Raw genomic sequence first — 15,739 nt, 5'->3', positions numbered from 1 at the left:
AATTTAGTTCAGGATCTACGTTTAAATACTCACAAGATAATTTGATATTCTGAAACAAAGCCTGTCCCGACTGCCGTCGGGGTCCAGAATGACAAGAAGTACGGGTTTTGCAAAGCCATCTGCTAATATTTTAAAAACAAAGTAATTCATGGAAAATAGAAGAACGTCACTGTTAGCAATTTTTGGGATTATCGTTGGTATCATCGCCGCACTAATGCTTCTGGGGGCGGGCTACGGCTACCAGTGGGGATGGTGGGGCTTAGGCACGGCCTTTACCTGGCTGTTACCGGGCAGCCTGATACTGGGGCTTTTGGCAACAGGTCTTGGGGTCACCTTTGGATTCTCCAGACGTAAACAGCCCGAACAAAAGGGTCAGGGGTGGGCCTGGACCGGCACGATATTAGGTCTTGCGGTCATTGGGACGATCGGCTACTGGTTTCTACAGGCCCAGCAATACCCGCCCATCCACGATATTTCAACCGATATCCAGAATCCACCGACCTTTGAGGCTGTGGTACCACTGCGAGCCGATGCACCGAATGATACGACTTATGGGGATCAGGAAAAGGCCAATCTGCAGCGAGAAGCTTATCCTGATATCGAAACAGTTTACCTGGATACGGACTATCCGGAAGCCTTTGATCGAGCTCTCAAAGCTGCCCAGACGATGGGCTGGGAAGAAATGGTTGCAGCGGACAAAGCCACCGGACGCATTGAAGCCACGGATGAAGTGCCGTGGTTTGGTTTTAAGGATGACATTGTCATTCGCGTGGATACAAGCCAGGCTTCAGGTCAAACAGCTATAGATGTCCGTTCCGTTTCTCGTATTGGTCGTGGTGACATAGGGGTGAATGCCCACCGCATCCGGGAGTACCTGGAAGTGCTTGAGGGAATGTAAAAGAGACGAAATTAGTGATTTGGAAGCATGTTCAGAAACAGTTTCTGCAGGACGCTGCTGCATAATGACACTGATCATCTTGACCAATAATACCTCCCTTCCCTGCTTGGAGGGAAGGAGCAAAGAGGGGGTATTTCATAGCAAGGTAACAATCCGCATCGGATGAGTGGTATAAACCTATCGATTACTTGAGACTCCTCGCAACACTTGGAGTGACAAACCAATAACATTATTTAAAAACGGAACAGGCACTACTTACTTTAAGCTTAAAGTCTTGGCAGGAGTATTGTGCCAAGCCAGAATCATAAGCCCCTAATCAATCTTTTGGATGGTTGCTTCGTTAAACACCCAATTCATTGGATTGTCATTAGGGCGTGCACATTGGGACCACAATTTAATCATTCCGGTTTCATCGGGCCTAATGATCACATCAATTTCATCATTAGGCTGGGAAATAGTAAAATTATAGACTTGCCCGCTATTCTCGACAAACAGGCTGATGCCAGGTGTCTCGCTATCATCAAATGGCGACACATCCATAGTGACCATATATCGTTGATCGGCTTCTCCTCTAAACAGCACATTTACATAAGTAAGGCCACTGGTGCCACCACAGTTACATTGAGCCGTATTGTTCTCAGGGTCCAGCACACCCACATTAATGAATTCCAAGTAGGCTATCCTGTTTAGGTAGTTATTGCGTGGCGTCAGTGAACCATTGACGGAAGCAGGCTGAATGTTTACCTCTGGCAGGGTAACGAGATCAACTGCTTTGGAATTTGATAATTGAATATCCTTCGCCAGGTTTTTTTTGATCATCAAGTTGGTATCGTCATTATCGATTGTTTGCACATTGTCAAAAAGAGCCACCTTTTTTTGAGTGTTGACCTTTAACGTCTTTTTAGACTGGATAACATCTTGGACGGCCTCGTTGTTAATGATGACAGGTTGCTTGTCTTTAGTTTTCTTTTGTCCCTTATCTTGAGCTTGTACGGTAATACACAGGAGGAATAACCCAAGGAAGGAGAAGGTAAGTTTTTTCATAACGGTTGTATTTTTAATCCCTATATCTATTTGTAAAAATATTTTAACCATCATACTGCTTAAAAGCAATTTTGGGCTCTGTGGGGATGGAGTAGAGCGTAAACAGTTTGCTTGGCTAAGAAGGACGTAACCTAGTCTATAACACTCAAAAATGTTTGAGCAAACTCAATTCAATTCCTAAAATCTGGTAAGAATAATCTGTCTCTTTAAACAATTTTGACCACCCATTGCTGTATTGAACGGAAAGTTGTGCTGAAAACTGTTGACTTATATTGTACGCTATACCTGCTGCTATGAGGCTGCTTAGGGAATAAGTATTTGCTTCTAATCTGGAAATCACTGGTTCCTTAACCATCAGCTGGTTGAGGATGCCCAGCTCTCCAAACAGGCTCACTCTTTTACGGTAGGGATAATATCTTATCGCGATGGGAACTTGCACAAATGCGAGATCAAAGCTTTGCGGCTGTGGGGATGTGATGAAGTCGCAGACGTGGCAATAAAAGGTTCCCGTAAAGGATCGGTCAGCATAGGTTAAGCCGGAACGAAGAGCCCATTGGGTACGCCAAGAGTAGGTGGTAGTTAATCCTGCCAAAAAATTATATTGATCATATTCTGTTTCATAGCCCATATATTCATCTATTTTAACCTGATCACCACTCAGATTTTGATCTGTTGAATAAAAGAAGCCTAATTGAAACTTATTATTCTGCATTTCTCCGGAGGGCATATTTTGGCCGTATGCAGTCGATCCAATAATCAGTAGACCCACAAACAGGTAATATTTCATAGTATTTTTTCTTAAAAGCTGATTAACAATACTATACACTTTAATCTTTAATGATAACTATGGTATTCTTAAAAGAGGTGACAAATAGTAAGCATATTTAGAAAGGGGGGCAGCTTTATGTGCCAGTGTAAGGTACAGATAATGCCGAAAAAGTGCTGGAGAAATGCCTTGAACAACGACCCCGGACCGGCTCGTCCGGGGTAAAAGATTTTGATTGAAAGGAGGGGAGGGCAAAATGTTTGTTACTTACTCACCGTTATTCGCCGATAGCAAAGCAGTAGTAGAGGCCATTGCCGCCGGTGCCTTGGAGATCCTGCTGACTACAGCCACGGGAGCCGTGGGCAGAATTCCAGGAAGTTGGGTTTTCCCCGCCGCCTTCGCGGTCGTGATGGCCTACCTGGGCACTGCCTTCTCCGCTGCTGGTCCAGTCTCTGCAGGTTGTGTCCTCATCACCCGAAAAAGCAGTGCCGTCCAGCTGCGAGCCAGTCAAAATATCGTGCATATTTGGATTGTCACCGCGTCCGTTGACCTGTTCTCCATTTTCAGTAAGGGCCGTTTCTTTATTCAGATTGTTATCTCCATGCAGCTGCTCGATATCTTCGGCTATCATGACGCCCTTAGCATTGTACCAGGGGCCCGCCCCGATGCGATCGCGCGCATGCACTGTTTTATTTGCGTTTGTGCTCAGGTAAGCGCGCCAGGTACTCTCCCCGGCGCCTGCTTCTTCGGCCAGCATCTGGCAGTGGCCGTCGGCTCCCTCAAGTCCTCCGAGATCAGCCCCGTTGCCGGGCCCTTCACTGGTGATGAAAAAACTCATGTCGTTTTCTGAAGTATCTTCCTGGGCGCAAGCGGTAATCGCACCAAACATCCATAATAAAGCAATTGTGGTTAGTGAAATGATGGTTTGTGAATTCATAATCGTCCTCTTTATTTATTTGTGGATAAATATATGCCCTCTCTCATTTTGGCACTGATAATTCTGAATATCTCAAAAGAAAAGGCTACAATCCCCATTTATGTTATCTGTTCTCTTTTCTTGTTTATCCTTATTCCGTGTATTACAGATCTGCGCATGCGCGCGAACGTTTGCCGGCATCATATGGCAATGCAATCCAATAACAGGATACTGTTTGTGCCGATCAGAGGCAAGGGAGCAGGACGGTTAAGGAAGGAATCCTGAGATATACGACGTAGATTCTTAACGGGAGCACGCACAATGCGGAACAAAAACCGGAGAAGAGTGTGTGATTAATATTTTCTTTTTTGGGATGAAGAGTAATAATATCAGGATCAAAGGGTAGTAGGTTTGACGAAGACTATTCCATTTAAGTTAATAAAAACAATAGGTTACTATTGGTAATGAGGGTATCTTTATACAAGATAAGAAGAAAGCCTCTCCCAGAAGTTAGATCCAAAAAAATTACTGTATGAGACCACTTTCTTCTTATTCTAACATAAAATGAGTTTAAGGACTCAAGGTAAACCATGAAAACAACGAAAATAATTGTAAGTCTAAGCGTCCTTTTTTTGATGGCTCTTTCCCTTAAAGCACAGGATTGTAGATGTCCGGAAGAAGTAGTAGTAGAAAAGACAACTGTTTTGACAATGATTGGAGAGAACGACTATCCAAACTTTTTGAATATTAGTGGCTTAAAAAAATATTCGAATATCAGATACACCGGGTTAGCCCCCGGATCTGCTGGAGCGAAAACTTTTACGCTAAAAAATACGGGCAAAAAATTTAAACTTTTTGCCACTTATAGAGAAGATGGAAGTCTGATTAAGGGAATCATTACCTCAAAAGATGCGCCTGTTCCATTAACCATCAGGAACTACCTGGCAGCAGATGATTATAAGGATTGGACAATGGTCCATAATAAAACCGTTGTTCGTAACTTCGATGCACAGCGAACGGAATATGAAGTAGATTTAGAACGAGATGGCATGAAGCAGCGATTGTTTTTTGATCATTCCGGTAACCGTATTAAGAAACTTTCCAGAGCTTAAGGAATTATTTTGTTCTGAGTACGGAAAATTAACGATTCGGGCCAGGCAGTTTTGCCTGGCCTTTTTTATTTGTGAGCAGTACTGTTTTAGGCAGTACGGATACCGGAAAAGGAGCGCTGGCCAAGGGGAGGGGAGTTAAAAAAGTGTATTGAGTATGGTGACTGCACCACAAATGATCTGGCGTAGATGAGGAGGTACTTGCTCACGTCTTTTTATCAAGGTGATATCGTAGCGCCATCTGTATGCAAATCATGAGCTGCTTCTTAGGTATTGGTTTGTCAACTGGAAATACTATGGCTCTGTTTCCTTCGAAATTTAGGTCATCACCAAACATGGTTCTAAAGGTGCTAATCAAGGTAGTATTGCAACTTACATACATCCCAATTTGATCTGGACTCTTAGGTTTCCAGTCAATTCTGACCGTTGTTCCACTTTTTGTTTGTGAGGGTAAATATGCTGGTTCGCCCCATTTTAATGTTTCTTCCAGCTTGCCAACGCCTTCTGTATTCTTAGCCACCTCATAAATCAAATCGCGAAGGATCTCCATTTTCGGCTTGATCTTATCCGGATATGAACTAAACTTTTGTTTGACTTTATCTTCCATAAACACCCTCTAAATATTATAACTACCTGATGATGCTTGCGCATAACCAGCGCGGAGAAAGTTATCTCTTTTAGGATCATATTCCTTTACATAAGGTCGCCGTTGAGTCTTGATTTTAGAGATAATTCTTTCTACATCGTCTGCATCTGGTTCATCTCGTTGAAGGCCGTTGAAAAGAAGCTAAAGACCGTAAACATAAGGATGAGGTAGATGACGATGCCGATGGCAATCCAGATGAGGCCGGCCTTGCCAAAATTAGACTTAGTAGGATTGGGCTCATTGCCGAAGGCCCAAATGCAGAGCATAATGATGTTGATAAGAGGAAGTGAGAAGAGAAACAAGTAGAGCACCCATTCCCCGACGGATATAACATGCTGTTGCTGATCACCAGATTGTCTGTAAACCTCTTGATTATCCATAAATAGAGTACTTTATGCTTATGTAATATTTTAAGTGGTGGCGTTGTTTAGGTAACCCCGACGCAATAAGTTAGCAATTTGTGGGAGGGATGCAAGGAACAATCGGTCGTTTTGCCCCTTCCAGCTTGTCTGGTTCCGATCCTTCGGAATGTCGACACAAAAACTGTCTGAATCTATTGTGCTTGCACCTTTTACCTTGATGCAAAAGGTAGTAAAGACATATATTACTTGTTCCATTTTTGAAACGACACAAAAACGGAACCCAAAAACGTCGCCGGCTGAATAAATTCCTGCTGCCGTTCCCTTCGCCTGCGCTAAAATCATTTAACTCAAGTTGCTCAAAAACAGCAACTTTCAGACAGGAAATGATTTATTACGCTTCGGCTACGGTTACTTTTTCCAGCAGAATTTATAAGGCCGGATGGAGAGACTCCTTTCGACATCCAAGAAACCTAACCGCCGGCATGAGGAAGAGGTATCATCGTTGAATAGAAGGGCTGTTTCTTGAACTGGAATACCCTTGGCCTTGAATTTGTTGGCGGAGGAAAGCGAATGGGGCGAAGTGGAACCGTATAAATTCATACCGGTTCGATCTCAACTTGAGGTTGAAGGAGTAGAAGGACCATTGAATTTATACAGCACGGAGGCCATGAGCGCCGCCAAGAAATTTCCAGTACAGCCTACGTAGCTATGCTACTTCGGCGTAGTGGGCCCTAGATCTTTTACAAGCCCTAGCTCTGCTGGTTCCGACCCTTCGGAAGGATCACGCCCCCGTATGGACGGGACACGGCAAAAGGAACTTAGATTCAATAAATTAGAACCTTCTGTTCCACTTTTGTCGACACAAAAGTGGTAAAAGGAACATTGATAGTAGTAGAGTAACTACTGGACTATTCTGACTTTTTTCAAAAGTCATCCCGGTGAGCTCTGCAAAAAGAACAACGAACAATGCAAGTACTTTTTGCATGTTCTCTTGTTATTTAATTGGATTTCATTTTTATTCGTACCTAAGCTTCAATCATTCAATACGAGACGTTTGCCGGAATTGGATTTAATTTTTTAGCACACACCTCAATGCTCACGATTTTTCATGCTACGGATCAACAAGCGCTGGCGGACCAGCTGCTAAAAGAATGCCGAGACGCTTCCGGGGGAAATCCACTTGCCGAAGAAGTGCTTATCGTACAAAATCATGGCATGGGACAGTGGTTGACCATGCATCGGGCTCGTGCGGAGGGCGTTGCAGCCAATATGGTTTTTGAATTTCCCGCTGAGCGTATGTGGAAGCTGGTGCGCTTACTGCATCCTGATCTACCGCAAACGTTGCCGTCCGACCGGGGACCCATGGCCTGGAGCCTGATGCAGCTGCTGGAGGAGTATGCTGATGAACCCATCTTTGCCCCCCTTCGGTTCTATATGGAGGATACTGATCCCGGCCGACAGGAGGTGCGTAAGTGGAAGCTGAGCAACAAAATTGCCGACGTCTTTGATCAGTACCTGGTCTACCGTCCCGATTTACTGTTGAAGTGGGAGCAAGGCAAAACCTATTTTGAGGATAATGAGGCCGAGCGCTGGCAATCAGAAATCTGGCGAAAACTGCAGGACAACTGGAAAGTCGATTGGCCTGACGAATATGCCCCGCACCGCGCGCTCTTACAGCAAGAGCTTTTTGACGCAATCGAAGAAGGTGTATTAGATGGAGAAGCCCTGCCGGCCCGCCTCAGTGTGTTTGGGGTTTCCGGGATGCCGCCAGCCCTCGTTCAGACGTTGGTCCAGGTATCTGCTCTTATTGATGTTTCGTTTTATCAACTTACCACAGACCGGTTGGTTACTGACGCCGCGGACTTTTACCATCCGCTGCTTCAGTCCTTTGGAAAAGTCGGGTCTGATTTATCTAACCTATTGCAGCAGAGTGTTAAACGATATGGAGTTGAACCAAATTATACATCTGTTGACGCCCGAAATAAAGATGGGCAATCCACTTTTTCCACTTTTCTACAGGTCCAAGAATCGCTGAAGAAAAACCAATCTTCCTCCAGGCTGGAAACAGGATTATCTGAAGATGGATCGATTCGCGTGCACTCTTGCCACAGCCCGATGCGGGAAGTGGAAATCCTCTACGATCAGCTGCTGTCGATTCTGGATGAAAACCCCAATTGCCATCCGGATGATGTGCTCATCATGACGCCGGACATTGAAACCTATGCTCCTATGATACGGGCCGTATTTGGATCACAGGAAGAGGGTCAACTGGAGATTCCGTTTCATATCTCTGATCGTGGAGTAGGGGCAAGCCGCCCCGTTACCGAGGCTTTTCTGGGTCTGCTGGCCCTGCTGGAAAGTCGGTTTAAAGTGACTGAACTGTTGGATTTACTGGATACCTCTCCAATCCGCTCTGCTTTTGAAATCCGTGAAGAGGAAATAACTCAAATTGAACAATGGGTGGAAGAAAATCGCATCCGGTGGGGCATTGATGGACCGTTTAAGGAGAAGTTAGGTCTTCCGGCTACCTCAAATTTTAGCTGGAAAGCGGGACTCCGGCGCATGATATTGGGCTACACGATGGAAGCTACAGAAGATCAGTTGTTTGAAAGTATTTATCCCTATGAAGAGGTTGCATCTTCCGATGATGCCGTGCTTGCCGGCAAGTTGGCGTATTTCCTACAGTCCCTTTTTGAGCTCTATGAGGAGGTCCAGCAGTCCAAGTCAATCGATGGTTGGGCCAACTGTATAGCTAGCATGGTATCGACCTTTTTTCCTGACAACCAAGAAGTATTCAGTGAAGTTGCCCAGATCAGACAGCGCATTGATACCCTTAAAGAGCAGGGAGAGGTTTCGGGCTATGGCCGAACGGTACCGTATCGGCTTATACGATCTTGGTTTCAAAACCAGCTGGAGGAACAGCATACGGGCGGGGGACGTATCGGGCAGGGGATAACCTTCAGTTCACTAATGCCCATGCGGAGTATTCCTTTTCAAGTCATTGGCGTCATTGGGATGAATGATGATGCCTTCCCGCGTCCTAAGAAGCCTGTGGCGTTCGATCTGATGTCCGAAGAGCAGCGTCCGGGAGACCCGATAAATGCCCAGGAGGATCGCTATCTCTTCCTTGAAAACCTGCTTTCGGCCGGCAGCCATATCTACTTTAGTTATGTAGGACAAAGCAACCGTGATGATACTGATTTCCCGCCGTCGGTCGTACTGTCCGAATTCCTCGACTACCTGGAGACACATCACGGTTTAACAACGGACTCGTTGATTACACGACATCCGCTGCAGGCGTTTAGCTCCCGCTATTTTAAGGATGAGGGCTACTTTTCCTATTCGAAACTACAGAGAAAAATCAGCCAGCAGATGCTTTCTTCAGCTGAGGCACCACCATCCTTTATACAGGAAAGGCTTCCCCCGCCGGATGAGGAGAAAAAGCAACTTTCTCTTAACCAGCTAATCTCGTTTTATCAGCATCCGATTCAATATGTGATGCGAAACCGATTGGGTATTTATCTACGAACGGAAGAAGTGATCACCGAGGATCGGGAGCCTTTTGCGTTGCAAGGATTGGACAACTACCAGGTAGGGCAGGTGTTGCTGGATCGCTATATCAAAAAGAAACCACTGGAATCATATCACGAGGTGTTACGGTCCAGAGACCAGCTTCCGGAAGGCTGGGTGGGTGAACAGGCTTATGATAAAAAAATAACAGAAGTTCAAAACTTTGCGACAGCAATTTCCAGAGCCGTCGAAGAAGAACCTTTGGATGACTTGGAAGTTAACCTATCGGTTGGAGGTTTCCACATTGTCGGGCACCTGTCGAACCTCTATACTCCATGTAGACTGAGTTACCGCTTTGGAAGTCCAAGAGCTAAAGATCTCATTAGTTTTTGGGTAAAACACGTTGTATTGCAAACAGTTAGCGATGACACCTATCCAAATTATAGCCTTTTTTATGCGAAGGATCGATATAAGACATTTGTAGAATATGAGCTTTCTCCGGTGGAAGATTCAGTCTCTTTACTTGAGCGGTTGTTACAAGGATATTGGCAGGGCCAGCAATCGATGAGTTATTTGTTTCCGGAATCGGCCTTTGCCTTTGCGGAACAGCTTTGTCAGAAAAAGAAGGAAGAGGCTGAAGCTATGAAGAATGCGATCCGGGCGTGGGAGCCGAGCTACAACGGCTATCCCGGTGAAGGTGATGATGGGTACATACGGCTGGCTGTAGGGTCTGATCAGCCACTTCAGGAACCCGAATTCCAGAAGCAAGCGGTCAAATTTTGGGCACCATTCTTTGAACATGTTGAAAAGGAGCGGGGGTAAGATGCAGCCACTCAAACCATTTGACATATCGTTGTCGGGCATCAACCTGGTGGAAGCCAGTGCAGGTACGGGCAAAACTTATAACATTGCTTCTATCTATGTGAGAGCACTCATTGAAGGTGGGTTGAGCGTCAGCGAGATTCTGGTGGTGACTTTTACCAAAGCCGCCACAAAGGAGCTCAAAGATCGTTTACTGAGCCGGCTTCATGAATCTATCGAGGCCCTCCTAAGTGATAAAGAGCAAGAAGATCAGTTTCTAAAGGAACTATGCGAGCATGTGGAGGATGTGCCCCTGGCCGTTCAACGCCTTGAACAGGCCCGGCGAACTTTTGATGAAGCGGCTATTTTTACCATCCACGGCTTTTGTCAGCAGGTGCTGCAGGACCAAGCCTTTGAAAGCCGGGCACTTTACGGTATGGAGATGATCGGCGACGATGCGGAGTTACTGCTGGAAGTCATCGATGATTACTGGCGCAACTGGGTGGCCGAGATGTCAGACCATCCATATAAACAGCCGCTGCTACAGCTGATGATTGATCGGGGCACAACACCGGAATCCTTAGCCGCAACCTTGCAACAGCTGGTTGGAAATCCTTATCTAAAAGTGCTTCCTGAAGAGTCCGCAAATGCTAACCAAAATGAAACGCTGGAAAAACTAACAGAGGCATATTCTGTGTTGCAGGAGGAATGGCAATCTGATCGGCAGAAGATCCTGGAAATGTTAAGCAGAGAGGAGATGAGTAACTACCGATCTGACTGGTTGTCGGGCTGGATGAGTAAGATGGACGAGCTGTTGAGTTCCGAAATTCCCTCGATCAAAATATTTGACCAATTTGATCGCTTTACGCAATCTCGCATTAATAACAGCCTAAAAAAGAAAGCAGAAAAGAAGGGCGTTCAGCCGCCGCAGCACCGCTTTTTCCAGGTGGCTGACCAATATCAACGGCTTGCGGTATTGCTGGCCGATTATCCGACGAGCTTTCTGCTTCGGTTAATAGACTACGTTCAGGACAAGCTCCCACAGAAGAAAGAAGAGTTGGAAGTACTTTCATACAATGACCTGCTGGTGCAGCTCGAAAAGGCCCTGTGCGAGGGTGACAGAGGCAACCGGTTAGCCCAACATCTGCGGCAGAGCTACCCGATCGCCATGGTAGATGAATTCCAGGATACTGATCCCAGTCAGTACCGCATTTTCCAAAAGATTTATAGTGGACCAGAGGATGACTCCTCAGCTCTTTTTATGATTGGGGATCCCAAACAATCGATCTACAGTTTCCGCGGGGCCGATGTCTTTTCTTATCTCGAAGCCAAGAAAGATGCTGTAAAAGAGAAAACCTACAACCTTGGTCGTAACTTCCGGTCGGTTCCCGGGCTTATTGAGGGCATCAACGTGTTTTTTGGGGAGCATGAAGATCCCTTTGTTATCGATCAGATTCACTTTGAGCCAGTCCGGGCTGGAAAAGAGGCGGATGAGTATGATCAGCTAACAGAATATGGTAAACAACAAGCGCCTATACAGTTTCGAAAATGGGGCTCTGATGATAAGCAGCAGTGGTCGAAAAGTGAGGCGGCAGAACGAGCCGCTAAACAGACGGCGGATGAAATTTACCGTCTGTTAGAGGGAGCCAAGAAGAAGGAAGTTTGCATTGGGGAGGATCCACTGGAAGCCAAAGATATTGCCGTGCTGGTCCGTAGCCATAACCAGGGCGATATCATTAAACAAGCTCTCCGGCAGCGAGACATTAAAAGCGTGCAATACAGCCAACAGAGTGTGTTTAAAAGTGAGGAGGCTGACCACTTGTCGATCTTACTGAAAGCAGTGGTTGAACCCTCCAATGAGTCTGCGGTTATGGCTGCACTGGCCACTCCATTGATGGGGTGCCAGGCCTCCGAATTGCTACAGATTGAAGAAGACGAGCAGCAATGGCTTGACCTTTTGGATCGTTTTTCTCACTGGCACCGGCAGTGGAATGAGGAAGGCTTTGCAGCAATGTTCGGTTCAATCATGAAGACGGCAGGGATTGCAACTAACGTCATGCGCTATGCCAACGGCGAACGCCGGTTGACGAACCTGCTGCACCTCGGGGAGTTGTTACAGCAAGAGGATCAGCGGCTGGAGGGAGGAGGCCGCGGTTTGTTGAAATGGCTGGCCCGCAAGCGACAAGAAGAACAGGGGGACCAGGATGAAGAACAGCTGCGACTGGAAAGCGACGAAGGACTGGTAAAGATTGTGACCATGCATCGCAGTAAGGGACTCGAATACCCGGTGGTGTTTTGCCCATTCCTGTGGTATGGTCCACGAATTGCCGACAGTGGTCAACCGTTGACGTTCCATGAAAATGGCCAGGCCTATATGGATTTACAGGGCAAGAACGATTCAGAGCGCAGCCGCAAGCGATGGCTTAGCCGCCGCGAAGAGCTGGCCGAGAGTATGCGATTGGCCTATGTGGCTATCACGCGGGCCGAGCACCGCTGTTACCTGGGGTGGTGCTATGCAAAGAAGTCCGAATTTTCACCCCTTGGATACCTGCTGTATGGAGGCAAAGCTTCCACAGACAGCCTGCAGCAGACAATATCCGAAAAATACGAACCCCTGGGGCCACAAGCCGCTGAACAGACTATTCAAAAGCTTTGTGAATCATATCCCTCGTTATTTAGCGATGAAATAAAACAGGGCGAGACCGACCAGCAACTAAGCTTTGGTGAAGTTCTTGACGAACCGCGCCTGAAGACGCGACGGTTTAATCGAAAAGGTACTTTAAAACCCAGCTACAGAATTTCGAGCTTTTCAGCCCTCACCAGCGTTATGGATGATCACGATCCTGACATCCCGGATTATGACCAGTTTTTATCGATCTATGAAGGAGTAAATGCCGATGAAGAGGAGCATGGTCAGGAAAGTACGATGTTCTCCTTTCCCAAAGGTCCACAGCCGGGTACCTGTATCCACAAAATTTTTGAGGATATCGATTTTCAAGACCTGGATGCTTCCGACGAAATCATACGCCAAAACCTATTAACCTATGGCATCGATGTTGAGTGGATGCCCATCGTTAAGAAGATGCTGGCGACCTCCGTTGGCAAGCCACTCCTTAACGAACAAGAAGGGATAAAGCTTGCCGCCATCCCGGAGCATGCCCAGGTGCAGGAGCTGGAATTCTATTACCAAACCGGTCATATTGAAACTTCCGAATTACTGGAGATCATTCGTCCGGATCAAGAGGTAGGCTGGCAACAAGGGCAGGCAGCCGCGGGCTTTCTCAAAGGATTTATTGACCTCACCTTCCAGTATAAGGGCAAATACTATATTCTGGACTACAAGACCAATTATCTTGGTGATGCCTATGAGGATTATAAGGAGTCCGCTCTGGAGGAGGAAATGAAGGAAGCTTCCTATGATTTGCAGTATCACATTTATACCATCGCGTTGCACCGCTTCCTGAAACAGAAATTGTCGGACTATGACTATGAAACCCATCTTGGCGGGGCCTTTTACCTTTTTCTGCGCGGCATGAATGAAGAAGGAACAGAGGGCATCTTTTTTGATCGCCCGGATGAAGAGCTTATTGAAGCATTAGACCAGTACATTTTAGCAGGAGGGGAGCATGAATAAGATACTAGAAGCTTTTAATCAACTGCATAAGCAGGACATTATCGAAGAAATTGACCTGGAACTCTGTCGCTTTTTGGCCGAACAGCATCCTGATGTTTCTGATGACGTACTGAAAGCCGCCTGCCTGGTAAGTCACCTCTATCGCCAGGGGGATGTATGCCTGCAGCTGGATGAGTATGCCGGCCATCCGCTTTTCGATGGATTTGAAGCAGCGCCCGACCTTGCTCTGGATATAGTCGCTCCAGCCCTGGATGAGTGGCTCTCCATACTCCAAAAAAGCTCTTTCATTGGATCGGAAGGGTCCTTTAAGCCGCTTATCCTGGATGATCAAAATCGGTTGTACCTGCATAAGTTATGGTACCACGAAAAAGAACTGGCGGAATCATTGTTGCAGCGGTGTGAGTCTTCAACAGAGCATATCGATATCCCTGCGCTAAAAGAAGGATTGAGTCGGCTTTTTCCGGAGGCAGAGTCCGACGAGATTAACTGGCAAAAAGTAGCGGCAGCACTGGCGGTGCAGCAAAACCTTATGGTGATATCCGGTGGACCCGGAACGGGGAAAACCTCAACGGTGGTCCGTATATTAGCACTGCTGATAGAGCAGGGCACCTTGCGTGAGGAGCTTCCTTCCATAGCCTTAACGGCACCCACGGGGAAAGCCGCGGCAAGATTACAAGAATCAATTCGTACAGCCCAAGAGAATCTGCCCGTTCCAGAGTCCATCCAAACGGCCATTCCCGATGAAGCCGTGACCCTTCACCAGCTTTTGGGAGCCCGGCGACACACCGCTCGCTTTAAGCATAACAAAGAAAATCCACTGCCCTACGATGTAGTCATTGTGGATGAAGTATCGATGGTCGACCAAAGACTGATGAGCAGGCTGATGGAGGCATTGCTTAAAGGCACCAAGCTTATTCTGCTGGGCGACAAAGATCAGCTGGCTTCGGTAGAAGCGGGCTCAGTGCTGGGAGATATCTGTATGGAAGCAAGCAATAGATTTTCCACTGCATCCGCTCAATGGTTAGGTAATGTGGGGGTTAGTCTGCCTGATGATAAAGTGGAAGCTGACCCGAAAATGCTTACCGATCATGTTACCTTACTCACCAAAAGCTACCGCTTTGACGAGTCCAGCGGCATCGCCCGCCTGTCTGAATCAGTGAATGCCGGCGATGTTGATTCATCATTACAACATGTTGTCAGCCAAAATTTTAGTGATATATCATTAATTGATGATGAAGGTATCGAGGCTTTTCAAAAAATACTGAAAGAGAAGACCGAACGTTACTTTCAGCAGCTTCAGCATTGCAACTCTCCCCAAGAAGCCTTTGATAGGCTCGCCGGCTTTCGTATTCTGGCGGCCCACCGCAAAGGGCCGTGGGGCATCCGGTATATCAATCAATATGTTGAGAAGGTTCTTCAGCAAAAGGGACGTATTCCCAAATATGCCCACTGGTATCCGGGTAAACCTATCATCATCAATGTCAATGATTATGCGTTAGGTTTATTTAATGGGGATACCGGCATCTGTTATCCCAATGCGGAAGGAGAGCTCAGGGTTTATTTCCAGCAAAATGGCTCCATTCGGGCTATTGCTCCAGGTCGCCTGCCCGATCACAACCGGGCCTATGCATTGACGGTTCATAAAAGCCAGGGATCAGAGTTTGATCACATTCTGTTTGTTCTGCCTGCTGAGACCTCCGGAATTGTGAGTCGGGAGCTTATATATACGGCCGTCACACGTGCTCGCACACAAGTATCGATTTGGGCTTCCCGAAAAGTGCTGAAAGAGGGCATCAGCAAAAATCTTCGGCGTGCCTCAGGTCTGGCAGACCGATTGTGGCACAAGTAGTTATGCGATTCTTTTCATTTCTTTCCTCATGATATAATCATTTCAGGAGCACAGAAAATATCGGGAACATAATCTCCAAAGGTCAGTATCTATTAGTGAACATACTGATCCCTGGTTATTTATTCTATAAATGACCATTGATTTGTACCCCGAAAAGCCAACGTACAACAGATACCCGGTTGAAAGCCGGGTTTCTGTATTTTA

At 46.5% G+C, this 15,739-nt stretch carries 11 protein-coding genes; 6 read left to right on the top strand and 5 right to left on the bottom strand.

Annotation, left to right across the window (positions count from 1 at the left end; genetic code table 11):
• Nucleotides 1-148: 148 nt before the first annotated feature.
• Nucleotides 149-898 (top strand): DUF1499 domain-containing protein, encoded by a 750-nt coding sequence (locus J6I44_RS15180; protein ID WP_265767004.1) that lies wholly within the window; start codon nt 149-151, stop codon nt 896-898.
• 312 nt (nt 899-1,210) lie between these two features.
• Here the strand turns inward: J6I44_RS15180 and J6I44_RS15175 are convergent, their stop codons facing one another.
• From J6I44_RS15175 to J6I44_RS15165, 3 genes are all read right to left on the bottom strand, one after another.
• A complete protein-coding gene (locus tag J6I44_RS15175; protein WP_265767003.1) occupies nt 1,211-1,942 on the bottom strand; it encodes a hypothetical protein in 732 nt (243 codons plus the stop codon).
• A 145-nt stretch (nt 1,943-2,087) separates the two neighbouring features.
• Nucleotides 2,088-2,729, bottom strand: coding sequence for a hypothetical protein (locus J6I44_RS15170; protein ID WP_265767002.1), 642 nt, complete (start codon nt 2,727-2,729; stop codon nt 2,088-2,090).
• 256 nt (nt 2,730-2,985) lie between these two features.
• Complete coding sequence (locus tag J6I44_RS15165; protein ID WP_265767001.1) at nt 2,986-3,645, bottom strand: hypothetical protein; 660 nt, start codon at nt 3,643-3,645, stop codon at nt 2,986-2,988.
• A 569-nt stretch (nt 3,646-4,214) separates the two neighbouring features.
• On the opposite strand from J6I44_RS15165, the gene J6I44_RS15160 reads away from it, so the two are divergent.
• Entirely contained in the window at nt 4,215-4,736 is a 522-nt protein-coding gene (locus tag J6I44_RS15160; RefSeq protein ID WP_265767000.1) for a hypothetical protein, read from the top strand.
• Between the two features lie 202 nt (nt 4,737-4,938).
• Here the strand turns inward: J6I44_RS15160 and J6I44_RS15155 are convergent, their stop codons facing one another.
• Nucleotides 4,939-5,340 carry a DUF1801 domain-containing protein gene (locus J6I44_RS15155; protein WP_265766999.1) on the bottom strand — a complete coding sequence of 134 codons (402 nt, stop codon included), beginning with the start codon at nt 5,338-5,340 and terminating at the stop codon, nt 4,939-4,941.
• 131 nt (nt 5,341-5,471) lie between these two features.
• On the bottom strand, nt 5,472-5,759 hold the full coding sequence (locus tag J6I44_RS15150) for a hypothetical protein (RefSeq protein WP_265766998.1): 288 nt from the start codon (nt 5,757-5,759) through the stop codon (nt 5,472-5,474).
• Between the two features lie 520 nt (nt 5,760-6,279).
• Between J6I44_RS15150 and J6I44_RS15145 the strand changes: the two genes are divergently transcribed.
• The 4 genes from J6I44_RS15145 (at nt 6,280) to recD (ending at nt 15,535) form a co-directional block, all read left to right on the top strand.
• Nucleotides 6,280-6,447, top strand: coding sequence for a hypothetical protein (locus J6I44_RS15145; RefSeq protein WP_265766997.1), 168 nt, complete (start codon nt 6,280-6,282; stop codon nt 6,445-6,447).
• Between the two features lie 386 nt (nt 6,448-6,833).
• The gene (gene recC, locus J6I44_RS15140) at nt 6,834-10,073 is read left to right on the top strand and encodes an exodeoxyribonuclease V subunit gamma (RefSeq protein ID WP_265766996.1); all 3,240 of its coding nucleotides are present in this window, start codon (nt 6,834-6,836) and stop codon (nt 10,071-10,073) included.
• A gap of 1 nt (nt 10,074) precedes the next feature.
• A complete protein-coding gene (recB, locus tag J6I44_RS15135) occupies nt 10,075-13,686 on the top strand; it encodes an exodeoxyribonuclease V subunit beta (protein ID WP_265766995.1) in 3,612 nt (1,203 codons plus the stop codon).
• Nucleotides 13,679-15,535 carry an exodeoxyribonuclease V subunit alpha gene (gene recD / locus J6I44_RS15130; RefSeq protein WP_265766994.1) on the top strand — a complete coding sequence of 619 codons (1,857 nt, stop codon included), beginning with the start codon at nt 13,679-13,681 and terminating at the stop codon, nt 15,533-15,535. The genes recB and recD overlap by 8 nt, the downstream gene beginning before the upstream one ends.
• The last annotated feature ends 204 nt before the right edge of the window (nt 15,536-15,739 follow it).

It is taken from the genome of Fodinibius salsisoli (assembly GCF_026229185.1).
Taxonomy (GTDB): Bacteria; Bacteroidota; Rhodothermia; order Balneolales; family Balneolaceae; genus Fodinibius; species Fodinibius salsisoli.
The sequence above is the reverse complement of the archived record's forward strand: the minus strand, read 5'-3'. Positions and strand labels throughout refer to the sequence as shown.